Here is a 22,551-nt window from a genome sequence, read left to right as displayed (position 1 = left end):
CTCCCGGGAATGCCGGGGTCCGATCATCGGCACGGCGACTCGCGGGAACGGTCGATCGGTCAGTTTCGGGAGCCGGACCGCCTGCGGAACCGGGCGGTCGCGACGGCCGCCGCACCGCGCGGGCCGTCCGCGACACGTACTCCGAGCGAGTGATTGGCCGTGCGGTAGGGCTGCACCAGCAGCAGGGCCCGACGCAGGTCCGGGACCATGTGCCGGGCCAGGCCCGAACCGCCGGCGGCACGAACTCGGACGTACGTCGCCGATCCGTCCCGGAAGCTCACGTGCGCCCAGATGTCCCACGTCGAGAACGCGCCGAGACCGCGCAGCGCGCCGCCGTCCAGGACCGCGCGCCCGTGCAGGAAGCCGTCCTGGGCGACCGCGGCGACGGTCGCGGGTCGGGAACGACTGGTGGTACCGAGCCGATCACGCAGCTCGATCTCCACGTGCGCGATCCCGGACGCACTGATTCGGCCGTACAGATCGGCGATCTGCAGATCCAGCGCGAGCCGGGCACCGGTGACCGACACCGATGCCTCGACGTCGATCGGCAGCCCGGCGGTGGGCACCGACCGGAAACCGCTGAGCGGGACGGCCGGACGCTCGTCGTCCCAGGTCGGGGTCTCGGGGCCGCCGAAGTACGGCGGCACCAGCCGAGGCGGATCCGCGGCCAGCTCGGCGAGCCGGGCGGTGGCGGTCGGGCGCTCTCGGGTGCGCACCACGTCAGCGGCCCAGCGTGCGGACGGTGTCGCGTCCACGAAGGCCCGCACGCCGAAGGTTGCCAGATGGCGCCCGGCGATCTCCCACCACTCGTTTCGGTACTCCTCCTCCTGCCGGTGCAGGTCGCGGAGGTAGAGCGCGAGATCGTGCTCCAGGAACTTGCGTTCGGCCGCGTCCACCAGGTGCTCGTCACCGGTCCCGCGCATGATCTCGACGACCTCGGCATGCGCCCGGACCCGGTCCTGCCAGTTGCGGATGCGGTCGCGACGCAACGAGATGGACGGCTTGGACGTGCGGCGTCGTACGTTCCAGGTGTAGACGGGGGCGTCGATCACCGCGAAGCGGCCGGCTGCCGCGTACACCTTCGCGGTGAACGGGAAGTCCTCGTAGTGGGCCGCACCGTCGGTGAACTGGATGCGATTCTCGGTCAGGAACGAACGCCGGTAGAGCTTGTTCACCGCGAGGGTGTCCCAGAGCGTTTCCGGACGTTCGGCGATCGAGTACACGCCCGGCGTCGCGAACAGGTGCGGATGCCACGCCACGTCGCGTTCCTCGGGCAACTCCCGGCGCACGCACCGCCCGGCGACGAAGTCCACGTCGTTGTCGACCGCGGCCCGATACAGCGCCTCGACCGCGCCGGGCGGGAGTACGTCGTCGCTGTCGAGGTAGCAGATCCAGCCGGACTGCGCGAAGGCGGTGCCGTCGTTGCGCGGCTCGCCGCAACCACCGCTGTTGGTGGTGCGCCGCACGACCCGGACCCGGTCGCGCGGCCAGCGGGACAGGACCTGAGCGGTTTCGTCCGTCGAGGCGTCGTCCACCACCACGATCTCCGAGACCACTTCACCCTGGGCCAGAGCTGACTCGATGGCGGCCGGCAGGTGAGTCGCGTCGTTGTACGTGATGACGACGACGCTCACCCCGTCAGTGCGAGTCATCTTTTCACCCATTCTTGTTGCGGCGGCGGCGGCGCCGGCCGGTGCGGCGGCAATCAGCCTATGGTCTGGCGCATCCGCTTCGGGTACCCCGATCGCGCTCGCGGTAAAGAGATCCCCCGATCGGCGATCCGACGTGTGCGATTCGCCGGGCCGCCGGTGCCGTGATCGGCGGGTTTCCCCGCGGTCACGGCACCGGCCACGGTCCTAGTTGCCGATCGGCACCCAGGTGCCGAACGCGGCGGCGGGGGCGGGGTCCTGCTGCCTGGTGACCAGCAAGCGGCCGTCCTGGCCCAGGGCCAGCAGTACGGCGCGACCGGTCGAGTCCGTCGTGGCCAACGGAGTGTACGGAACGTAGCGACCGTCGTCGTTCCAGCGCAGCGGCAGCGGATCCCGGTCCGGAGCGGCCACCGTGCTGCTCACCCCACCGCCGTTGTTGCGTACGGCCAGGGCCACCCGTCCGTCGGCGCGCGGTGTCACCGCGACGGTCCCGGTGCCGCCCGGAACGCCGAGGTCGCGCGGCTCGGGCGCCCACCCGCCCTCGGGCGCGGTCTGGCGCAGTGCGATCACCGCACTGTCGGGCGACCTGCGGACGTAGACGCCGATCCGGCCGTCGGCCTCGACCACCGCGGTCGGCGCGGAGGAGACCACCGGGGCCCGGAACGTCGGGTCGGCCGCGAGCGCCGCGTTGGGCTTGGCCTGGGCCCAGTGCGCCATGCCGGTTTTGGTCGACGCGAAGACCTCGATTCGGCCGGCCCGAGTGGTCACGGTGGCCAGGCCGTCCTGCAGGTCGCTGCCGCCCAGGTTTGCCCACGCGGTCCAGGTCCCGTCGGCCTGCTCGGTGCTGCCGCTGAGCCCGCGGGCGCCGTTGCGGACGAACACCGACAGGCGGCCGTCCTGGTTCAACGCCACCGCGGGCACCCCGACGGTGCGGGCGAGCTGCGGGTCGGCCGCGTCCGGGTTGCCGAGCACCGACCACGGGCCGAACTTCCCCCCGGGCGTGGTCTGCGCCGCGGTCACGATCTCGCGCTTCTGGGCCTGCGGGGTCGGGCCGAAGGTCGTGCGCAGACCCACCAGCCGCAGCCTGCCGTCGGGCGCCTTGGCCACGCTCAGGGTGGGGGCCAGCCAGCCGCCTCCGACGAAGCTCGGGCTACCCCACGCGCCGCTGCCCGGCTTCGTCTCGGTCCACTGGCTGACCTGCCCGTCCAGCACCGCGAAGGCGGTCAGTCGTCCGTCGGGCAGGGTGCTCGACCAGGTCGGCGTGACCGGGTAGCGCGCGTACGTGGTCTGCGGCCACAGCGACTTCTCCGCGGTCGTGCCCACGTTCCGGTCCCCGCACCCGAATTCGAGCGAACAACGGCTGGGGTCGCCGCCGCCGTAGATGTCCAGAATCGACTTCTTGCGCTGGAACTCGCCGGCGGCGAGGTTGCTCGGCCAGAAGGCGTTGGCGTAGCCGCGGAAGCTGGTGACCACGACGCGTCGTGTGTTGCCCGGACCCTGATAGTCGGCCAGGGACGCCTGGGCGAACAGTGCCGCTGCGGTGTGGTCCTGGTGGTCCACATAGCCCTTGCCCGGCTCGGACGAGTAGACGTGGGTCTCCGGATCCGGGTCCAGGGTGCGGACACTGGTCGGCGCGAACTGGGCGTACAGGTCGGTGAGGGTGCCGACCAAGGCGTCCTTGGTGTAGTCGTACGTCTTCTTGACCGGGCCGCCGGCCGGAATCAGCGTGGGCATGCTCGGGATCGCGCCCTCCCACAACTGCCGCAGACCCACCTGCTTTTCCTTCGCGACGTGTCCGCCGCCGTCGAGCATGTTCAGGAACACCAGGCGCACGCGCGGCTTGCTCGCGAGCGTGTCCACCTCGGCGAGGCCGGCCCGGGTCTTCAGGGTCGAGCGCTCCCACTTGGCGTTGCGATCGCCCGCCGCCATCTCCGCGTACGCCTGGCGCAGGCCGTTCTGACGGGCCGTCGCGTACTGCTGCCGGTCCAACGACTTCTGCTTCGAACCCGACGGCGCCCGCCAGCCGTCGGCTTCGCCGGCGGTCAGATAGATGGTCGTGGACGCGCTGCCATGGTCGATCGACTTCTCGATCTCCGGGTTGATGAAGTACAAGTCGTCATCGGGATGGGCAACCACCTGCACGTACGCGCCAGGGAAGTCCGGCGAGTAGACCTCGGGGAAGGGCTTGGCCGCGGCTTCCTTCGAGGGGGTCGACGATCCCGGTGAACGAGTCAGGAGCACGACGCCGATCAGGACGGCCAGGGCTATCGGGACCAACGTCCATCCGCGGCTCAGACGACGTGGGAGAAACACGTACCGGCGCCTTCCAGTGGAGGTAGAGACCGCAGGCGAATCGGCGTGCGGAGGCAGGTAGGGAGATCAAGGCATGGTTATATGACCAGATTCGAAATCTGCGTGCGCGGTTCCACAGGGTCCGAAGACCCCGCGCCTGGGGGCGATGGCTAGTCTGGCACGAGCCGAGACTCGACCCGCCGCCTCAGGCGCCGGAACGGGCCCTCGCCGAATCGGCCGGGCCCCGGGCCGCCCGTATCCTGGGCCCGCTCACGATCATCGTAGTTCGCCTCGGAAGGGTCGCTGGTGCGCCGTCTCGGTCTATCCCCGTCGGGAACCCACGTCCCAACCGGCTTGTTGATTCGGGCCGGGGCTCTGACGGGGGCGGCGGTCGCCGGGATCCTGCTGTCGGTCGGCGCGTTCCTGGGCGTGTTCGTGCGCCCGAGTTCGGATGACTGGTGCGTCCTGTGGAAGGCCCGGGACATGGGCACATGGGGCCTCATGGACGACTTCTGGAACACCCAGAACGGCCGTGTCTCCAACGCCTTCGTCTCCGGCCTGGTCTACGGCGACGGTCTGGCCGGCGTCAAGGTGCTGCCGCTGCTCCTGCTCGTGTTCCTGGCCCTGGGTCTGTTCCTGCTCTACCGCACCCTGTGGGCGCGGCTCGGCTGGGAAGCACCCGCGTCGGTGTACCTGCTGCTCTCGCTGATCTCGACGTGCGCGGTCTTCCTGTCCATGCCGATCCCGTACCAGGCCCTGCTGTGGGCGCCGGCCACGATCTCACACACCCTGCCGTTCGTCATCGGCGTCTGGAGCCTGTTCTGGTGCCTGACCGCCACGACACCCCGGCGCCGCCAGGTGGCCCTGATCGGGATCGGCGTCGTCGGCCTGTTCATCGGCATGCTCAGTGAGCCGTTCACCGTCGTCTCGCTGGCGATGTGTGGGGTGGCCGGCCTGCTGGCGCTGCCCGCGGCGATCCGCCGCAAGGAGCGCTTCGCACTGCTGTGGAACGTTTCCGCACTGGTAGGTCTCGTGGTCGGGCTGGGCCTGCTCTACACCTCGCCCGGGGCCAAACTGCGCCGAGCCGCGACCGGCACGCACGAGTCGGCACTGGACCCGAAGGTGCTCAAGTCCGGGTATCACGAATGGCTCAAGGTCCTGGACGCGATCACCTCGACGTGGACGTATCTCGCGGTGGTCGCGGTCGGCGTCCTGCTGGGACTGGTGACCCGGCGACTGGCCGCGGACGGGCCCCTGTTCCCGGGGCCGACGTGGCTCAAGGCCGCGGTTCTGGTGCTGCCCGCGCCGATGTTCCTGGTGATCACCTTCGGCGTCACCCTGTCGCTGCGCCTGGGCTACGGCCCCGGCGGCTGGTCCTACAGCCGGACGTGGCTCAACTTCCTCGGCCCGACCGTGGTCGTACTCGGCCTGTGGGGGGTGTGCCTGGGGGTGGCGCTGCGCGCGTTGGCGGCCCGACGGGGCAACGCCGGCCGCGTCGGCCTGGCCGTGATCGCCGTGGCGGCTGGGGTCTTCAGCGCCGTGTCCCTGGTCGAGTGGACCCAGATCATGCGGGACCTGACCACGTCCACGGTCACCCGGGCCCAGCAGTGGGACGCCGAGGACGCGCGCACGCGTGCCCAGGTGCGGGGCGGGGCGACGGTGGTGACCTACGATCCGCATCGGATCGGCGGCCTGGCCGAGGCCTTCATGGTGCCTCGGGGCAAGGACTGGGCGGCGGGATGCGTGGCCCGCTACTACCAGGTGGACGAGGTCGTGCGGCCCCGGAAGTGACTCCGGGGCCGCACGAGCGAGCGTCGATGCGTCAGCGGTCGATCTCGTCGAAGAGGTCTTCCCAGCGATCCAGGACCGCGTCCAGGGCATAGGGCCGCACGTGCTCGCGTGCGGCCTTGCCGTAGGTGCAGCGCAGTTCCGGATCCGCGATCAGCCGCTCGAGTGCCCCGGCCAGCGCGGGCATGTCCCCGCGCGGTACGAGCACCCCGGTCACGCCGTCGTTGACGAGTTCGCGGACACCGGCCGAGAGGTCGAAGCTGACCACCGGCACCCCGCAGGCGGCGGCCTCGGCCAGCGCCATCGGGCGCCCCTCCTTCTCGCTGGTGAGGGCGACGATGTCCACCTCCTGCAGCGCCCGGCTCATGTCCGTGATGCGGCCGCGGAAGATCACCCGATCGGCGATTCCCGACTCGACGGCGGTTTCCCGCAGGAAGTCCTCCTGCGGTCCATCGCCCATCAGATGCAGTTCCCAGTCCTGGTGCGCGTCCTTGGTGGCCTTGGCGAAGGCCCACACCAGCCGCTCCAGGCGCTTGATGCCCTCCAGCCGTCCCACCGCGGCGACGCGCCGGGTTCCCGCCGGCGCGACCGCGTCCGGGAAGAAGGACAGCGGGTTCGGCATCACGCCCGCGTTGGGCAGCCGCAGCCGGGTGAACTCGTCGGCGTCGCCCTGGCTCAGGAACAGCGCCTTGCTCAGCCGCGGGTAGTTCTGCAGGATCAGGCCCTGGTTCTCCGAGGTCTGAGCCTGGAGGAACGACTCGTGGTACTGCCCGATGCCCTTGAGCTGCGGCCAGTGCATCGGCAGAACCCAGTCCGAGGCCCAGGGCGAACCGAAGACGACGAAGCCCTCGGGTGCCCCGTCGAAGAGTGCCTGGAGCTTGGCCCGGGCCTGTTCGCGGACCGCCTTGTTCCTGCGCGCGGCCAGGTTCCGGCCGGGACTGAGCCGCTCGCCCAACGACTTGGCGTGCCAGGCCGCCGCCGGCTGGTTCGGATAAAGCGTGGTGTGCTCGTAGGCGGGGGTTTCGTGGTAGGTGAAGGGCTCCGGTGCGGTGCGGATGCCGACCACCCGGACGTGATGGCCACGTTCACCGAGACCGTGCGCCAGGGTGTGGATGACGCGTTGCGACCCGCCGAGGGAGTCCACGTCGATGCCCACGAAGAAGATGTGGCGTTCCCGGGTCGTCCTCACTGCTCTTCCTCACCGAAGAATGCGTTCACCACGGTCCGACTGGCGTGGCCTGTCTCATACGAGCAGAACATTTTGTGGAAGCGCGCGTATCGCTCCGCGTACTCCTCGACCACGTCGTCGAGACCGCGCAGCACGTCGACCAGTTCCGAGGTCTCGCGGAGCATCGGGCCCGGAGCGATCTCCTCCAGGTCGTAGTACGTGCCCCGCTCGCCGTGCTTGTAGTTCTCGTAGTCGTCGACGAAGAGCAGGATCGGTCGGCCCAGGTTCGCGTAGTCGAACATCAGCGACGAGTAGTCGGTGAGTAGGGCGTCGGAGGCCAACAGCAGGTCGTTGACGTCCGGGAAGGTCGAACCGTTGCGCACCACGTGGCCCAGATCCGGCGGAACGGTGAATCGGTCGTAGTAGTGCGCACGCACGACGACGATCCAGTCGTCCTCCAAGCCCTCGACCAACTCGTGCAGGTCGATCCGGATGGACGAGCCGGTATTGCGCTCGCCGTCACGGAAGGTCGGCGCGTACAGCAGCACGCGGGCGCCGTCCGGTACACCGAGCCGGGCTCGGGCCGCCCGGGCCCGCTCGACCTGTTCCGGATCCTGCCAGCGTACGAGCACGTCGTTGCGGGGATAGCCGGTGCGCACCACGTCGCCGGTGTACTTGTTGGCCGGCACGAAGGTGCGTTCGAACTCCTCGCTGGGGGAGACCAGCAGGTCCCAGCGGTCCACCATCGACTGGTGCTTGTGCTGCTCTTCGTCAGGTCCGTTGCGCAACGAGGGGATGTCGTAACCCATGGTCTTCATGGTCTGGCCGTGCCAGGTCTGAAGGTAGTGGTTCCCGGGGCGCTTGGTGTAGATCGAGGGAAGGCCGTGGCTGTCGACCCAGAACTGGGCGCGCGCCACTGTTCGCACGTACTGCCAACTGCCACGACGCACCAGCTTGACGCCCTCGGGGAATGTCGAGGTGTCCCCCGAGTGCGACCACACGACCTCCAGCGGGCGACCCTGTCGAACCAGCTCCTCGTGGATGTATCGAGGATTGTCCAGGTAGCCCTTGCCCTCGACCGATTCGAAGAGCACGAGTCCTTTTCGAATCGGCAGTCGGCTCAGCGCACGGTAGAGCGACGCCTTGTTCTCGTGGCTGTTGAGCTTCTTTCGGGTCGCCTTGACCTTGCGTTTGATCCGCCGCTGAACGGGGCCCAGTCGCTTGACTTCCTTGAAGGCACCCACCCGGTCCCAGCTGATTTGGAAGCGTCCGGCGCCGGTGGGTTCGTTCTCGATCCGCACGGAATGCTTCTCGATGCGACGGTAGGTGATCTGCCGGGAGAGCGGGACGAACCCGAGCGATCCGAGCAAAATGTTCGTGTTGACCAGATCGTCCTGCTCAAGCGTAACCGTGGGGTGTCGCCTGCCTACGAAACCGTTGATCCCCAGCGGTACTTGGGCCAGGTCGAGGGCCACCTCTCCGGAGAACTCGCCGGGCCCTGTCGGGAGAAGGCGGAAGCGCGTCTTCATGACACGTCCGGTGGTGCCCAGATTCAACCGCGCGTTCACCGGTTCGTCACCCAGAAGCAGCCCCGGATCGTAGGTGCGAAGGCGCAAGTGCAGGACGGTTCCCTGGGCCTGGACCGATTCGACCTCGTGTCGCAGAACGGCGCTTTCGAACACCTGGCTTTCGTAGTGCCGTTCCGTCACGTCCAGGTTGTCGCGCGCGGCGTCCGTCTCGGGTGCGACTCGCCCCCAGAACGTGCGGCCGTTCTCACGCGTCACATATCGGGGGGCGATCTGCGGACGGCCGAGCGTACGAGCCTGCTCGACGGCCTCCTCCAAGCGCCCCTGGCGCAGCAGGTACAGGCAGATCCGCTCGTCGAAGGGCAGCCCCTCGTACGCCTTTTCGCTGAGCGTGTCGAGGTAGGGCAGCGTTGCCTCGGCGAACTCGGCGACCCACGAGGCCGGACGATGCGGCAGATCGCCCAGGTAGAGCCTGAAATCGTGGCGGAGGAACTTCTCGTCCTTGGCCGTCTTCAAGTCTTCCCCGACGCCGGCCTGCGTCAGGAACTCGTCCACGAGTCGGGCCGCCGTCAGTCGGTCCATGACGTTTTGCATCTTGTGTCGACTGCTGGAGATCGAGAGTTTCTCGTTCGCTGCCAAGTACCAGCGATAGACGATCCAGGGCACCACGGCAAAGCTCTTTGCCAGTGAAAAAGCCTGCGCCGAGAACAGGTGATCCTCGTAATGGATGCCCACCGGGAAGCGAAGACTGTGTTGCTCGATGAATGCCTTGCGATACATCTTGTTCGTCGAAAGATTATCGAAGAGCATCTCGGGCTTGTCCTTCAGCCCCTCCACGATCTCTTCCTCCAGGAAGAGGTTCGGATACCAGAGGCCCGTTTTCCCGGTCGCCTCGAAATAGCGTTCCACTTCGCCGGTGGCAAAATCCGCGCCGCTCTTCTCCAGGGTGAGCAGCAGACTCTTGCACGCGTGCGGCGGCAGTTCGTCGTCGCTGTCCAGGAACATCACGTACGGCGCGCGGGAAACCTCGATGCCCCGGTTGCGGGGGGCGCTGCAGCCACCGCTGTTCTCCGCCAGCCGGACGTAGCGCACCCGCGGGTCGGCCGCCTCGAGTTGCCGGGCCACATCCGGCGTCGTGTCGGTGGAGCAGTCGTCGGCAATGATCACCTCCAGGCTGTTCAACGTCTGCGCGAGCACGGACCGCACTGCCCGAGGCAGCCGTTCTGCGTCGTTGTAAACGATGACGACCACGCTCACGTCGGGCGTGGAGGGCGATGTCATTGCGGCTGCCTCCAGGTTGTGCGAACGGCTCGGGCTATGCCTTGAGGGCGCTCCGTCGACCGACTGGCGATGTGGCCGATCATGACGAAGAGGGTGGGAAGTACCCGCAAAATGTAGGCACGAGTTGCCTGGATCCTAACCAATGGGCGGATCATCGGGCGAAGGTCGCCACCGGACGGGTATCGCCGCGCCCCGTGGTTGGGACGTCCGGAAGTCGCATTCCGGTTCCCTCGGCGGAGCCGCTTTTCCCGAGCCCGGCGCCGGTGCGTGCGAGCGACCCTGTCACGATGGTGCGGGACGGATCGGACGGTGTATCGAGGCTCCCCATGATCGGCTAGCCTGTCTCGTTGTTTCGACCGGGGCTGCGCCCCGTCCACACCTTTGACATCAAAGTTGCTCCGGCGACCGCTCGTAAGGAGTGATGGCGCCTGTCCACGGCACTGGTCATCACGGCGTCAACATCGTTGCCCTCCCCGGCCGGAATCGATCCGGCTTCGCTGCCGGCCGAACTCGCCGCGCTGACCCGGGCGGTGCCCGACGTCGACGTCGTGCCCGCGACCGGGCTCGACCTGCGGATCGCGTCCGACACCGACCGCGTCGCCCTGGTCGATCACCGGTTCGTCGGGCACCGCCACGCACTGCGGCTGGCGATCGCCGACACCCGTTTTCCGGCCACGCACGTGCCCGGTGTGCTCGTCGTCGAGGGCGACGCGCGAGTCGAGGCCGGCCGAGTGCTCGCCGAACTCGGGCGCCTGCCCGCCGACATCAGCGTGCCGGACGCGATCGCCGAGCGGATGATCGCGGACGGTCGGGTGTCGGTGCGCGAGGTGCCGCTGGGCGACCTGGTCGCCGCGGTCCCGCGCGATCGCGCCGAACGCGAGCACGCGCTGGCCGCAGTGGCGGCCGTGGACGAGGAACGGATCCGGCTGAACTCGGCGGTCAAGGCCCGCGACGGGTTCTTCACCACCTTCGCGGTGAGCACCTGGTCGCGCCATCTCGCGCGCTGGTGCGCCCGCCGGGGCCTGACGCCCAACCAGGTCACCGTCGCCTCGCTGTTCGTCGCAATCGCCGCGGCCGCGGGCGCCGCCACCGGCACCCGGGCGGGCTACATCGGCGCTGCCCTGGGCCTGTACCTGTCCTTCGTCCTGGACTGCACCGACGGCCAACTCGCCCGCTACGCGGTGAGTTACTCGCGGATCGGCTCGTGGCTGGACGCCACCTTCGACCGGGCCAAGGAGTACGCGGTCTACGCGGGCCTGGCCCTGGGCGCGGCCCGGCACGACGACGACGTGTGGACCCTCGCGCTGGTCGCCATGGTCGTGATGACCACCCGACACATCGTCGACTTCGCCTTCAACGAGACCCGACGCGGCATCGGCGGCGGGGACGACGACAGCGCCGAGGGCGGCGCGGGCGCCAAGCTCTCCGGCAAGCTGAACTCGGTCGGTTGGACCGTGTGGGCGCGGCGGATGATCATCCTGCCGATCGGCGAGCGCTGGGCGCTGATCGCCGTGCTCACCGCGACCACCACGCCGCGGATCACCTTCGTCGTACTGATCGTCGGCTGTGTGCTGGCCGCCTGCTACACCTCGCTGGGCCGGATCCTGCGCTCGCTGCCGCGCCGCGCGGCGTTCGTCCCGCAGGTGGGCCAACACCTCGCCGCGCTCGCCGACAGCGGCCCGCTCGCCGAGGCGGTGGCCCGACTGCGGCTGCGTGTGCCCGCTCCCGCCGCGGCGCTGGTCGGCACCGCCGCGCTGCTCGCCGTACTGCTTGCGGGCGGCGCGGGCGAGTGGTGGGGCCTGGCCGGCGCCGGTGTGTACGCGCTGTGTGCCGGCGTGGCGATCGGCCGGCCGCTGGTGCGTCGGCTCGACTGGGTGGTGCCGCCGGTGTTCCGGGCCGCCGAGTACGCCGCGATCACCATCCTCGCCGCCAAGGTGGCGCCCACCGCGGTGGCGGCGGCGTTCGGCTTGGTCGCGGCCACGGCCTACCATCACTACGACACGGTGTACCGCCTGCGTGGCGGCTACGGGGCACCGCCCCGGGCACTGGTGTGGCTGGTCCTGGGTCACGAGGGGCGTGTGCTCCTGGTGACCGTGCTTGCCGCGCTGGGCTCGGAGACCCTGCGCACCGGCCTGATCGTGACGGCCGTCGTGCTCGCGGCGATCGTGCTCACCGAGAGTGTCACGTTCTGGGTGCGCGGTGCGCGCCCGGACATCGAGGACGCGACTCCGGTGGGTCCGGCTCCCACGGCCTCGACGTCGTCGTACCGCCCTCTGGAGGCCGCCGCGGCGGCCTCCGATCGAACTGGAGACCTCTCATGATCGGCCTCGTTCTCGCCGCCGGCGCCGGCCGCCGGCTGCGCCCGCATACCGACACGCTGCCCAAGGCGCTGGTGCCGGTGGGCGCGCCCGGTGCGCCGGACAGCGAACGGTCGATCCTGGAGGTCACGCTGTCGCACTACGCCGCGGTCGGGCTGACCGAGGCCGCGATCGTGGTCGGCTACTGCGGCGACGCGATCCGTGAGCGGCAGAGCGTGCTCGAGCGCCGGTACGGCCTGAAGCTGCACATGGTCGACAACGACAAGGCCGAGGAGTGGAACAACGCCTACTCCCTGTGGTGCGCGCGCGACCACCTCGCGGACGGTGTGCTGCTGGCCAACGGCGACACGCTGCACCCGCTCTCGGTCCAGGAGACGATGCTGGCCGCCCGGGACGGCGCCAAGGGCATCATCCTGGCCCTGGACACCGCCAAGCCGCTCGCCGACGAGGAAATGAAGGTCACCCTCGGTGAGGACGGCCGGATGCGCCGGATCACCAAGCTGATGGACCCGGCCGACGCGGCCGGCGAGTACATCGGCGTCACGCTGATCGAGGGCCACGCGGCGCCCGCGCTGATCGAATCGCTCCGGGCGACCTTCGAGCGCGACCCGCAGCTGTACTACGAGGACGGCTACCAGGAGCTGGTGAACCGGGGCGGTCGGGTCGACGTACAGCCGATCAGCGCGCCGGACACCCGGGTGCCGTGGACCGAGATCGACACCACCGAGGACCTCATGGTCGCGCGGGAGATCGCGTGCCGGTACTGACCCGACTGGTCCCCACACCGCTCACCGTCGACATCCGCGCGGGCGCGGTCGACGACCTCGCGGCCATCCTGGCCGACCGCCGGGTCTCCACCTCGGGCCGGATCGCGGTCGTGGTCAGCGAAGGCTCCGGCGCGCGGCTGCGCGAACGGTTCGCGCCGCAACTGCCCGGCGCCGAGTGGTACAGCGTTGCCGGCGGCACGCTGACCGCCGCCGTCGACCTGGCCGACCGGATGCGCGGCGGGGCCTACGACGCGGTGGTCGGCCTCGGCGGCGGCCGGGTCCTGGACGCGACCAAGTACGCCGCCGCGCGCGTGGGCCTGCCCATGGTCGCGGTCGCCACCAACCTCGCCCACGACGGCATCGCGTCGCCGGTGAGCATCCTCGACAACGACGCGGGCCGCGGCTCCTACGGCGTGCCCACACCGATCGCGCTGGTGGTGGACCTGGACCTGGTCCGCGCCGCGCCGCAGCGCTTCGTGCGCTCGGGCATCGGCGAGTCGTTGTCCAACCTGTGCGCGGTCGCCGACTGGGAACTCTCCCAGCGCGAGACCGGCGAGCCGGTGGACGGCCTGGCGGTCGCGCTGGCCCGCACCTCCGGCGACTCGATACTGCACCGCCCCGGCGGCATCGAGGACGACGACTTCCTCGTGGCCCTGGCCGAGGGCCTCGTACTCTCCGGCATCGCGATGTCCGTGGCCGGCACCACGCGCCCCTGCAGCGGGGCGTGCCACGAGATCTCGCACGCGATAGACCTGCTCTACGGCGAGCGCGACGGTCACGATGGACTGCACGGCGAACAGGTCGGCCTGGGCGCCGCGTTCGCCGCGCACCTGCGTGGCGACGCCGAGCTGACGCAGCTCTTGACGAGCACCCTGGATCGGCACAAGCTGCCGGTCGTGCCGGAGCATCTCGGCTTGACCCTCGACGAATTCGTGGCGGCGGTGAGTCACGCGCCCCAGACCCGTCCGGGACGCTTCACCATCCTCGAACATCTCGACCTCGACAATGACGCCATCCGGGATTCGGTGACCGAATATGTCCACACCTACGGCGGCTGAGCTTCGCTCGGTCGTACACCCCGCGGGCCTGCTCGACCGGCGCAGTGGCGAACACTGGGCCGGCCGCATCTACATGCGGCAGATCTCCCTCCAGGTCACCCGACGCATAGTCGGGACCCGGGTGACGCCCAACGGGCTCACCTACATGATGATCCTCGCGGGCATCGCCGCGGGCGCCGCGCTGATCCTGCCCGGGATCGCCGGGCCGCTCGCGGCGCTGATCCTGGTGCAGCTCTACCTGCTGCTCGACTGCGTCGACGGCGAGGTGGCCCGCTGGCGTCGGCAGACCTCGGTCACCGGTGTCTACCTCGACCGGGTCGGCCACTACCTCTCCGAGGCGGCGCTGCTCTCCGGCGCCGGCCTGCACGCCGCGGGCGTCCTGGACGGCGGCGGCTTCAACGGCTACGCGACGCTGGGTGTGGTCGCCGCGCTGGGCGCGATCCTGATCAAGTCGGAGACCGACCTGGTCGACGGCGCCCGGGCCAAGAGCGGCCTGCCGCCCGTGCAGGACGCCGCCGCCGTGCCGCGCTCCTCGGGCGCCGCATCGGCCCGCAAGCTGGTCGCCTCGCTCAAGTTCCACCGCCTGGTCGGCGCCGTCGAGGCGTCGATCTTCCTGCTTCTGGCGGGCGTGCTCGACCTGGTGGCCGACGACGGCGGCCTGCTGTACAGCAGGATCGCGGTCGGTGCGCTCGCCGCCATCGCGCTCCTGCAGACCGTGCTGCACCTGGTCAGCGTGCTCATGTCGAGCAGGCTCCGGTGAACGCCGAGGCTGCCGAGGGGCAGCGCACCGGCGACGTCGCCGGTGCGGATCGCATCACACTCGGCGCGGTCGTGCTGACCATGGGCGACCGCCCGGTCGAGCTGGACCGGCTGCTGCGCTCGGTCGCCGACCAGGTCGGCGACCCGATGGCGGTGGTCGTGGTGGCCAACGGCGGCCCGCTGCCGGAGCTGCCCGAGGGCGCGGTGGGCATCCCCCTGCCGAAGAACGTGGGCATCCCCGCCGGCCGCAATGTGGGCACCGCGGGCCTGCCGGCCGGCACCGACGTGGTGCTCTTCCTCGACGACGACGGCCGCCTCGGCGGGACCGACGCCGGTCGGTTGTTGCGCGAGGCGTTCGCGGCGAACCCGCGCCTGGGCATCGTCAGCTTCCGGATCGTGGACCCGGAGAGCGGCGAGACCCAGCGCCGACACGTGCCCAGGATCCGGGTCGGCGACCCGCTGCGCTCGGGTCCGGTGACCACCTTCCTCGGCGGCGCGAGCGCGGTCCGTGCGGCCGTGCTGGAGGAGGTCGGCGGGTTGCCCGACGACTTCTTCTACGCGCACGAGGAGACCGACCTCGCGTGGCGCGCGCTCGATGCCGGATGGGAGATCGAGTACCGCGCGGACGTCGTGCTGGAGCACCCCAAGACCAGCCCGGCGCGGCACGCGGCATTCTTTCGGATGAACGCGCGCAACCGCGTCTACCTGGCCCGCCGTAACCTGCCGTGGCCGATCGTGCCCGCCTACCTGGGCACCTGGGTCGTACTCACCGCCGCCCGCCGGCCGTCCGGGGAGAACGCCCAGGCCTGGCTGGCCGGCTTCCGCGAGGGGTGGAAGACCCCGAGCGGCCCGCGCAAGCCGATGTCCTGGCGGACCGTCTGGCGGATGACCAGGCTCGGTCGCCCGCCCGTCATCTGACAGGCTGGAATTCTCGTACCGTTTCGATTTCGATCCGACGCAGACGAAAGTGTCAACGTGGCCAACAGCGCGCAGGCCGACACCCTGAGCCCACAGGGGACGTCGGCGTCCCCCGGTTCGTCCGAACCTCTGGCGGATCTCGCCGCCCGCTACAAGCTGACGGTCAGCGGCGCCCGACCGGGGTTGCTCTCGTACACGAAGCAGCTCTGGGCTCGGCGCCACTTCGTGGTGGCCTTCGCCAACGCGAAGACCCGGGCGACCTACAGCACCGCCAAACTCGGCCAGGTATGGCAGGTGCTCACCCCACTGCTGAACGCGGCCGTGTACTACCTGATCTTCGGTTACCTGGTGAAGACCAAGGGCGGCATCGACAACTACGTCGCCTTCCTGGTCACCGGCGTCTTCGTGTTCACGTTCACGCAGAGCGCGGTCCTCGCGGGCAGCCGGGCGATCAGCGACCAGCTCAACCTGATCCGCGCGCTGCACTTCCCGCGCGCGTGCCTGCCGATCTCGTTCACCATCGTGCAGCTTCAGCAGCTGCTCTTCTCCATGATCGTGCTGTGCGCGATCGTGCTGGGCACCGGTGAGCCGCTCAGCCTGAAGTGGCTGCTCATCCTGCCCGCGCTGATACTGCAGTTCATCTTCAACGTCGGCCTGAGCCTGGTGCTGGCCCGCATCGGCGCCGTGATGGTGGACATCAAGCAGCTGCTGCCGTTCATCCTGCGCACGTGGCTGTACCTCAGCGGCGTCTTCTACAGCCTGGACAACTACACCCAGAAGGCGCCGACGTGGGTGGCCCGTCTGCTGGAGGCGAACCCGGGTGCGGTGTACATCGAGCTGGTGCGCGACGCGCTCATCGACACGCACCCCAACGTCCCCCCGCACATCTGGGGCTACGCCGTCGGCTGGGCAATCGTGATGGGCTTCGGCGGCTACGTGTACTTCTGGAAGGCGGAAGAGAGGTACGGCCGTGGCTGAGCAGCCGGCAATCATGAATTGGAGCGAGGTCACCGAGAAGCCCGAGGTCGAGGTGCCCGAACAGAGCCAACCGCACGAACCGAAGCAGGCTCCGCAGCAGGAGGAGGTCCCGCCGACGGTCGTGGTCGACGACGTGCATCTGATCTACCGGGTACACGGCGCCTCCTCGGGCAAGGGCAGCGCGACCTCCGCGCTGTCCCGGCTGGCGCTGCGCAAGAAGGCCACCGGCGTCACCGAGGTGCACGCGGTGCGCGGCGTCAGCTTCGTCGCGTACAAGGGCCAGGCGATCGGTCTGATCGGCCGCAACGGCTCCGGCAAGAGCACGCTGCTCAAGTGCATCGCCGGCCTGCTGCCGCCGACCACCGGCAAGATCTACAGCGACGGCCAGCCGTCGCTGCTCGGTGTCAACGCGGCGATGATGAACGACCTCACCGGTGAGCGGAACATCATCCTGGGTTGCCTGGCGATGGGCATGACCCAGCAGGAGGCCGAGGACAACTACGACGAGATCGCCACGTTCTCCGGCCTCAACAACTACAACGGCAAGGACTTCACCAAGCTGCCGATGCGCACCTACTCGTCCGGCATGGCGGCCCGGCTGCGGTTCTCCATCGCCGCCGCGCGCACGCACGACGTGCTGATGATCGACGAGGCGCTGGCCACCGGCGACCGCGAGTTCCAGCTCAAGAGCGAGGCCCGGATCCGCGAGCTGCGCAAGGAGGCCGGCACGGTCTTCCTGGTCAGCCACAGCATGAAGTCGATCCGGGACACCTGCGACCGGGTGATCTGGCTCGATCAGGGCGTGATCAAGATGGACGGGCCGATGGCCCAGGTCGTCGACGCCTACGAGGGCAAGTAGCAGCACCGCACCATCCGCACCACAATGCACCACGCGAAGGGGTTCACCGGTGTCCTTGCAGGTTCTGGCGGAGAGTACCGACGACAACCTCGACATCGAGGTCCTGCGGGACGTCAATGGACTCACCGAACACACCTCATGGGCACACGGGGGCATGGAGTTCATGGGCGAGTACGGCATGTTCGCCGTACTCGCCGTGCTCGCCCTGCTCGCGTGGTGGCGGGCCCGGGGCCGGGCCGACCACACCGCGGCCGTGGCCGGTCTCGTATGGGCCCCGCTCGCGGCCCTGGTCGCCGAGTTGGCGAACGCGCCGCTGCGCGACTGGGTGAACCGGCCGCGCCCGTTCCTGAGCCACGACGGGCTGCATGTGCTCGTCGAGGGCAAGACCGATCCGTCCTTCGCCTCCGACCACGCGCTGACCACGATGGCGCTGGCGGTCGGGATCCTGTTGGTGGACCGCCGGATCGGGATCCTGGCGGTGCTCGCGTCGGTGTTCACCGGTTTCGCCCGGCTGTACGTGGGCGTGCACTACCCGACCGACGTGCTCGCCGGGTTCGCACTCGGCGCGCTGGTCGCCCTGGTCGGCTCGATGTTCATGGGTCGTGTCCTGGAACCGGTGGTGCGGCTGGTCGAACGCGGGCCGCTGCGTCCGCTGGTGACGGCCGAGCCGCGCCCGGCCGGATGACGGCGACGCGGCCGAGGGGGCGGAGACGATGGGGACGGACACCGAGGGCGGCCGCGACGCCGGGCGCCTGGGCGAGCGGCTGAGCCTGCGCGAGCAGGTCACGCGCGCGGTCCGGGCCGCGCTGGTGGCGGGTCGGATGCAGCCCGGTGTGGTCTACTCGGCGCCCGCCCTGGCCACCCGATTCGGGGTGTCCGCGACGCCGGTCCGCGAGGCGCTGCTCGATCTGGCCAAGGACGGTCTGGTCGAGCCGGTCCGCAACAAGGGCTTTCGGGTCCGCAGCATGTCCGCCGCCGACCTGGACGACATCCACGACCTGCGCGAACTGCTGGAGATACCGATCATCGGGCGGATCGCCGAGGACGGTTGCGCCTCCGCGCTGCCGGCCCTGCGTGCGCTGGTCGACGAACTCGCCGACGCGGTCGCCCGCGTCGACGCGCCGGCCTACGTGGACGCCGACGATCGTTTCCACGCCCACCTGCTCGGCCTGGCCGGCAACCCGCGTCTGGTCCGGATGGTCGCCGAACTGCGGGCCCAGACCCGGCTGTACGGTCCGCGCCCGCTGGCCGATCCGGCCGACCGGAGCGTGATCGCCGCCGAGCACCACCGGTTGCTCGACCTGATCGAGGCCGGTGATCGGGCCGGCGCCGAGGAGTTGACCCGGCGTCACCTGGCCTGGTCGCGCCGCCCGGCCCCCGAGGCGCTGCCCGCGCCCGCCGACCCGCCGTCCCCCGAACGGCCGTAACCCGGCGTCGCCTCGCTCGTTGTCCCGTCGTGCCGCCGCCGCGTGGCCGACCGTCACGCGAGGATTCCGAGCATCCGGGAGAACCCCACATGTTGGTCCGTACCGCGCTCACGGGTGTTTGCTGCGCCCTCCTCCTGGCCGGGGCCACCGGCTGTCAGGACGACGACGTGCAACCCCAGGGAGTGCAGGTCAAGGGCAGTTCCGGGGCCGCGACCGGCCCGTCCGAGGCGGTCCTGGCGGTCCGCAAGGCGGCCGATGTCACGACCGGGGCCAAGAGTTCGCGCACCCGCACCACGATGACCATGCAAAACGCCGACCGGGTGGTCAAGCTCACCGGGCAGGGCATGTTCGACTACGTCCGGCACATCGGCTCGCTCACGGTGGACGCGCCCAAGGACTCCGGCATCGCCGGCCCGCTCCAGGAGATCCTCACCCCCGACGCGCTCTACATGAAGAACGGGTCGCCGGGCGTGCCCAAGGACAAGTGGGTGCGGCTGGCGATCGACGGGCTGGCCGACGGCAACCTGGTCAGCGGCGGTGCCACCGACCCCGGGACGTCCTTCGAGATACTGCGCGGGGTCAACGACGACGTGGTGCTCGTGGGCACCGAGAAGTTCGGCGCGGACCAGGTGCGGCACTACCGGGGCACCCTCGACATCCGCAAGGCGCACGACCTGACCGCACCGGCGGTGCGCGGCCCGCTGGCCGCCGCGCTCAAGACCTTCGACGGCGCGCCGATCCCGTTCGACGCCTACCTCGACGACGCCGGCCGACTGCGCAAGGTCGAGGAGTCGTTCGCGTTCGTGATGGGTCCGGACCAGGGCAAGGCGACGCCGACCGCGAAGGTGCTCTCCGCGGCGGAGTTGTACGACTTCGGCGTGGTGGTCGGCGTCAAGCCGCCCGAGGCCAAGGACCTGTACGTCGCGCCGAGCCCGTCCGGGACACCCGCGGGACGCGGCTGAGTCACTCGCGTGGAGCCGTTCCGGGCGGTCCCCATATGACCCAGGCGTGCCATGTCGGCGCCGCGGAGCCACCCCTAGGCTGGATGGGCCGAGGCCCGTCCGGGGTGCGCACGAGGAGGTGATGTGGGTGTCGCGGTTCTCCGATCGCGGTGTACACGACCACGTCGTCCTCGACGAGATCGAGCTCTACGGCGACCTGATGATCGCGGCGTCGGCGAGTGAGGGTCCGCTTACGCAGGCTCAGATCGACGCCGTGCTCGGACTCGTCGGCGGCTGGGGTGCGGGGGCCCACACTCGGGCCGGCCCCCGTCGCCGCAGCCTCAGGAGCGCACCAGGCGTGCGATCGCCTGGGACGCCTCCTTGACCTTTTCGTCCGCTTCCGGGCCGCCCTTTTCCACCGCGTTCGCGACGCAGTGCGCCAGATGCTCCTCCAGCAGGCTGAGCGCGAACGATTGCAGTGCCTTGGTGGCCGCCGAGACCTGCGTCAGGATGTCGATGCAGTATTCGTCCTCGGAGACCATCCGCTGCAACCCGCGGACCTGCCCCTCGACCCGGCGCAGCCGCTTGAGGTGCTCGTCCTTGCGCCCGCTGTAGCCGTGCCCGTGCCCCGATGCGCCGGGCGTCGCCGTCGTATCCGGCGTCTGCGGATCCTGTTCCACCGTCGTCTCCCGTATCTCTGCGGCCGTTCCCCATGTGTCCATGGCCCGATCGGGTGGCCGTCCATGACCCGAATTTACCCCTGGGGGGTATATCCGGCAAACATTCCGATCACGCGCCTGCGGTGTCGATCGCACACGCCCGCCTCATCCGCGGACGTCCCGATCGATCCCCCGAATCCGTTCATGTGATGTGGGCGACATGGATCGAGCGTAGGACGCACTGTCACTCGAATGGTGCCCTGGCCCATACTCTGGCCGTGTGACGGGCGTCCTAGGCGGCGGAACGGGTGATTCCGCATGCCCGTTCGTCGCTGTGAGCGCGCGTCTCACTACCGCCGGGTACGGTCGCGGTTCGCGTCGACTCCCCGGTTTGCGTGCACGACCGCCGGAGCGCCTAGCATCGACGCCGACCACTTTCATTATCCCGGAGACCTCCAGTGCGATTGCGTCTGACCCCCAGGGAGACGAGCTTCTACGACATGTTCGCCGCAGCGGCGAGCAACCTGGTCACCGCATCCAAGCTCCTGACGGAGTTGCTCGGCGCAGAGGTCTCCGCTCGTCCGGAGATCGCCGAACGGATGCGCGCGGCCGAGCATGCCGGTGACGACACCACGCATGCGATCATGCGCCAGCTCAACGCCTCCTTCATCACCCCGTTCGACCGCGAGGACATCTATGCCCTCGCCTCGCAACTGGACGATGTCATGGACTACATGGAAGAGGCTGTCGACCTGGTCGTGCTGTATCAGCTCGACGAACTCCCGCCGCAGGTCGCGGATCAGATCGAGGTGCTGGTCCGGGCCTCGGAACTGACCGCCGAGGCGATGCCCCGGCTGCGCACCATGAAGGACCTGACCGAGTACTGGATCGAGATCAACCGACTCGAGAACCAGGCCGACCAGATCCACCGCAAGCTCCTTGCCCATTTGTTCAGTGGCGCGTACGACGCGCTGACCGTGCTCAAGCTCAAGGGCATCGTCGACGTGCTCGAAGAGGCCGCCGACGGGTTCGAGCACGTGGCGAACACGGTCGAGACGATCGCCGTCAAGGAGTCCTGACCCAGTGGAACTCACTGGTCTGATCATCGTCATCGGCGTCGCGCTCTTCTTCACCTACACCAACGGCTTCCACGACTCGGCCAACGCCATCGCGACCTCGGTGTCCACTCGGGCTCTGACTCCGCGAGCGGCGCTGGCCATGGCCGCGGTGATGAACCTCGCGGGCGCCTTCCTCGGCGAAGGCGTCGCCAAGACCGTCAGCGAAGGGCTGATCGCCACCCCCGAAGGCAAGGATGGCCTGGTCATCCTGTTCGCGGCGCTGGTCGGCGCGATCTTCTGGAACCTGCTGACCTGGTACTTCGGCCTGCCCTCGTCCTCGTCGCACGCGCTGTTCGGTGGCCTGGTCGGCGCCGCGCTCGCGGGCTCCAGCACCGTCTACTGGAACGGTGTGATCGACAAAGTCGTCATCCCGATGTTCCTGTCGCCGGTGGTCGGCCTGGTCGCCGGCTACCTGGTGATGGTCGGGATCATCTGGCTGTTCCGTAAGTCCAACCCGCACAAGGCCAAGCGCGGCTTCCGGCTGGCGCAGACCGTCTCGGCGGCCGGCATGGCGCTCGGGCACGGTATCCAGGACGCCCAGAAGACGATGGGCATCGTGGTGATGGCGCTGGTGATCAGCGGCCATCAGCAGGGCGACAGCATCCCGGTGTGGGTCAAGCTCGCGTGCGCCATCACTCTGTCGCTGGGCACCTACGCGGGCGGGTGGCGGATCATGCGCACGCTCGGCCGCAAGATCATCGAGCTGGACCCGCCGCAGGGCTTCGCGGCCGAGACCACGGCCGCCTCGATCCTGTACACCACGGCCTACGTCTTCAAGGCGCCGATTTCCACCACGCACATCATCACCTCGGCGATCATGGGCGTGGGCGCGACCAAGCGGGTCAAGGCGGTGCGCTGGGGTGTCGCCAAGAACATCCTGATCGGCTGGTTCACCACGATGCCGGCCGCCGGCCTGGTCGCGGCCGGCGTGTACTGGATCACCTACCTGATCGTGGGCTGATCCGCGGACCACGCGCCGCGTACGTAATGCAGGACGTACGGGGCACACGGCTCGCAGGCGACATATCGAACGAGAGGGCCCACA

19 protein-coding genes are annotated in these 22,551 nt (G+C 69.5%); 14 read left to right on the top strand and 5 right to left on the bottom strand.

Annotated elements, in window-relative coordinates; translation table 11 throughout:
* Positions 1–59 precede the first annotated feature (59 nt).
* Entirely contained in the window at positions 60–1,652 is a 1,593-nt protein-coding gene (locus ABZS54_RS12745) for a glycosyltransferase family 2 protein (RefSeq protein WP_355534066.1), read from the bottom strand.
* 204 nt (positions 1,653–1,856) lie between these two features.
* Positions 1,857–3,926, bottom strand: coding sequence for a PIG-L family deacetylase (locus ABZS54_RS12740; protein WP_355534064.1), 2,070 nt, complete (start codon positions 3,924–3,926; stop codon positions 1,857–1,859).
* Between the two features lie 369 nt (positions 3,927–4,295).
* On the opposite strand from ABZS54_RS12740, the gene ABZS54_RS12735 reads away from it, so the two are divergent.
* Positions 4,296–5,732, top strand: coding sequence for a DUF6056 family protein (locus ABZS54_RS12735; RefSeq protein ID WP_355534062.1), 1,437 nt, complete (start codon positions 4,296–4,298; stop codon positions 5,730–5,732).
* Between the two features lie 31 nt (positions 5,733–5,763).
* On the opposite strand, the gene ABZS54_RS12730 is transcribed toward ABZS54_RS12735, so the two are convergent.
* Positions 5,764–6,918, bottom strand: a complete 1,155-nt coding sequence (locus ABZS54_RS12730; RefSeq protein ID WP_355534060.1) for a glycosyltransferase — start codon at positions 6,916–6,918, stop codon at positions 5,764–5,766.
* Positions 6,915–9,704: a CDP-glycerol glycerophosphotransferase family protein gene (locus tag ABZS54_RS12725; RefSeq protein ID WP_355534058.1), complete on the bottom strand. Its 2,790-nt coding sequence runs from the start codon at positions 9,702–9,704 to the stop codon at positions 6,915–6,917. Before ABZS54_RS12725 ends, ABZS54_RS12730 begins: the two co-directional genes overlap by 4 nt.
* Before the next feature lie 548 nt (positions 9,705–10,252).
* Between ABZS54_RS12725 and ABZS54_RS12720 the strand changes: the two genes are divergently transcribed.
* From ABZS54_RS12720 to ABZS54_RS12670, 11 genes are all read left to right on the top strand, one after another.
* A complete protein-coding gene (locus ABZS54_RS12720; RefSeq protein ID WP_355534085.1) occupies positions 10,253–12,025 on the top strand; it encodes a DUF5941 domain-containing protein in 1,773 nt (590 codons plus the stop codon).
* Positions 12,022–12,789, top strand: coding sequence for a phosphocholine cytidylyltransferase family protein (locus tag ABZS54_RS12715; RefSeq protein WP_355534056.1), 768 nt, complete (start codon positions 12,022–12,024; stop codon positions 12,787–12,789). Before ABZS54_RS12720 ends, ABZS54_RS12715 begins: the two co-directional genes overlap by 4 nt.
* The gene (locus tag ABZS54_RS12710) at positions 12,777–13,847 is read left to right on the top strand and encodes an iron-containing alcohol dehydrogenase family protein (protein ID WP_355534054.1); all 1,071 of its coding nucleotides are present in this window, start codon (positions 12,777–12,779) and stop codon (positions 13,845–13,847) included. Before ABZS54_RS12715 ends, ABZS54_RS12710 begins: the two co-directional genes overlap by 13 nt.
* Positions 13,825–14,607 carry a CDP-alcohol phosphatidyltransferase family protein gene (locus ABZS54_RS12705; protein ID WP_355534052.1) on the top strand — a complete coding sequence of 261 codons (783 nt, stop codon included), beginning with the start codon at positions 13,825–13,827 and terminating at the stop codon, positions 14,605–14,607. The genes ABZS54_RS12710 and ABZS54_RS12705 overlap by 23 nt, the downstream gene beginning before the upstream one ends.
* Before the next feature lie 80 nt (positions 14,608–14,687).
* Complete coding sequence (locus ABZS54_RS12700) at positions 14,688–15,524, top strand: glycosyltransferase family 2 protein (RefSeq protein WP_355534083.1); 837 nt, start codon at positions 14,688–14,690, stop codon at positions 15,522–15,524.
* Positions 15,525–15,581: 57 nt separating this feature from the next.
* A complete protein-coding gene (locus ABZS54_RS12695; protein ID WP_355534050.1) occupies positions 15,582–16,502 on the top strand; it encodes an ABC transporter permease in 921 nt (306 codons plus the stop codon).
* Between the two features lie 13 nt (positions 16,503–16,515).
* A complete protein-coding gene (locus ABZS54_RS12690) occupies positions 16,516–17,361 on the top strand; it encodes an ABC transporter ATP-binding protein (RefSeq protein ID WP_355534081.1) in 846 nt (281 codons plus the stop codon).
* Between the two features lie 49 nt (positions 17,362–17,410).
* Complete coding sequence (locus ABZS54_RS12685; RefSeq protein ID WP_355534048.1) at positions 17,411–18,046, top strand: phosphatase PAP2 family protein; 636 nt, start codon at positions 17,411–17,413, stop codon at positions 18,044–18,046.
* 28 nt (positions 18,047–18,074) lie between these two features.
* Entirely contained in the window at positions 18,075–18,788 is a 714-nt protein-coding gene (locus ABZS54_RS12680; protein WP_355534047.1) for a GntR family transcriptional regulator, read from the top strand.
* A gap of 89 nt (positions 18,789–18,877) precedes the next feature.
* Positions 18,878–19,750 (top strand): hypothetical protein, encoded by an 873-nt coding sequence (locus ABZS54_RS12675; RefSeq protein ID WP_355534045.1) that lies wholly within the window; start codon positions 18,878–18,880, stop codon positions 19,748–19,750.
* A gap of 121 nt (positions 19,751–19,871) precedes the next feature.
* A complete protein-coding gene (locus ABZS54_RS12670; RefSeq protein WP_355534043.1) occupies positions 19,872–20,114 on the top strand; it encodes a hypothetical protein in 243 nt (80 codons plus the stop codon).
* On the opposite strand, the gene ABZS54_RS12665 is transcribed toward ABZS54_RS12670, so the two are convergent.
* Complete coding sequence (locus tag ABZS54_RS12665; RefSeq protein ID WP_355534041.1) at positions 20,071–20,451, bottom strand: metal-sensitive transcriptional regulator; 381 nt, start codon at positions 20,449–20,451, stop codon at positions 20,071–20,073. The two genes, ABZS54_RS12670 and ABZS54_RS12665, sit on opposite strands and share 44 nt — an antisense overlap.
* 395 nt (positions 20,452–20,846) lie before the next feature.
* On the opposite strand from ABZS54_RS12665, the gene ABZS54_RS12660 reads away from it, so the two are divergent.
* Positions 20,847–21,467, top strand: a complete 621-nt coding sequence (locus ABZS54_RS12660) for a DUF47 family protein (protein WP_020552276.1) — start codon at positions 20,847–20,849, stop codon at positions 21,465–21,467.
* Positions 21,468–21,471: 4 nt separating this feature from the next.
* The gene (locus ABZS54_RS12655) at positions 21,472–22,467 is read left to right on the top strand and encodes an inorganic phosphate transporter (protein WP_355534039.1); all 996 of its coding nucleotides are present in this window, start codon (positions 21,472–21,474) and stop codon (positions 22,465–22,467) included.
* Positions 22,468–22,551: the final 84 nt, after the last annotated feature.

Origin of the sequence: Embleya sp. NPDC005575 (assembly GCF_040605455.1) — a bacterium.
Classification (GTDB): Bacteria; Actinomycetota; Actinomycetes; order Streptomycetales; family Streptomycetaceae; genus Embleya.
Note: the sequence above shows the minus strand (reverse complement) of the source record. Positions and strands in the feature narration are given on the sequence as shown.

Excerpts from the sequence above, each read along its gene's own strand:
- ABZS54_RS12675 (WP_355534045.1), top strand. The coding sequence starts at position 18,878 with ATGTTGGTCCGTACCGCGCTCACGGGTGTTTGCTGCGCCCTCCTCCTG.
- ABZS54_RS12665 (WP_355534041.1), bottom strand. The coding sequence starts at position 20,451 with ATGGACACATGGGGAACGGCCGCAGAGATACGGGAGACGACGGTGGAA.
- ABZS54_RS12725 (WP_355534058.1), bottom strand. The coding sequence starts at position 9,704 with ATGACATCGCCCTCCACGCCCGACGTGAGCGTGGTCGTCATCGTTTAC.
- ABZS54_RS12670 (WP_355534043.1), top strand. The coding sequence starts at position 19,872 with ATGTGGGTGTCGCGGTTCTCCGATCGCGGTGTACACGACCACGTCGTC.
- ABZS54_RS12705 (WP_355534052.1), top strand. The coding sequence starts at position 13,825 with ATGTCCACACCTACGGCGGCTGAGCTTCGCTCGGTCGTACACCCCGCG.
- ABZS54_RS12680 (WP_355534047.1), top strand. The coding sequence starts at position 18,075 with ATGGGGACGGACACCGAGGGCGGCCGCGACGCCGGGCGCCTGGGCGAG.
- ABZS54_RS12715 (WP_355534056.1), top strand. The coding sequence starts at position 12,022 with ATGATCGGCCTCGTTCTCGCCGCCGGCGCCGGCCGCCGGCTGCGCCCG.
- ABZS54_RS12700 (WP_355534083.1), top strand. The coding sequence starts at position 14,688 with ATGGGCGACCGCCCGGTCGAGCTGGACCGGCTGCTGCGCTCGGTCGCC.
- ABZS54_RS12690 (WP_355534081.1), top strand. The coding sequence starts at position 16,516 with ATGAATTGGAGCGAGGTCACCGAGAAGCCCGAGGTCGAGGTGCCCGAA.
- ABZS54_RS12745 (WP_355534066.1), bottom strand. The coding sequence starts at position 1,652 with ATGACTCGCACTGACGGGGTGAGCGTCGTCGTCATCACGTACAACGAC.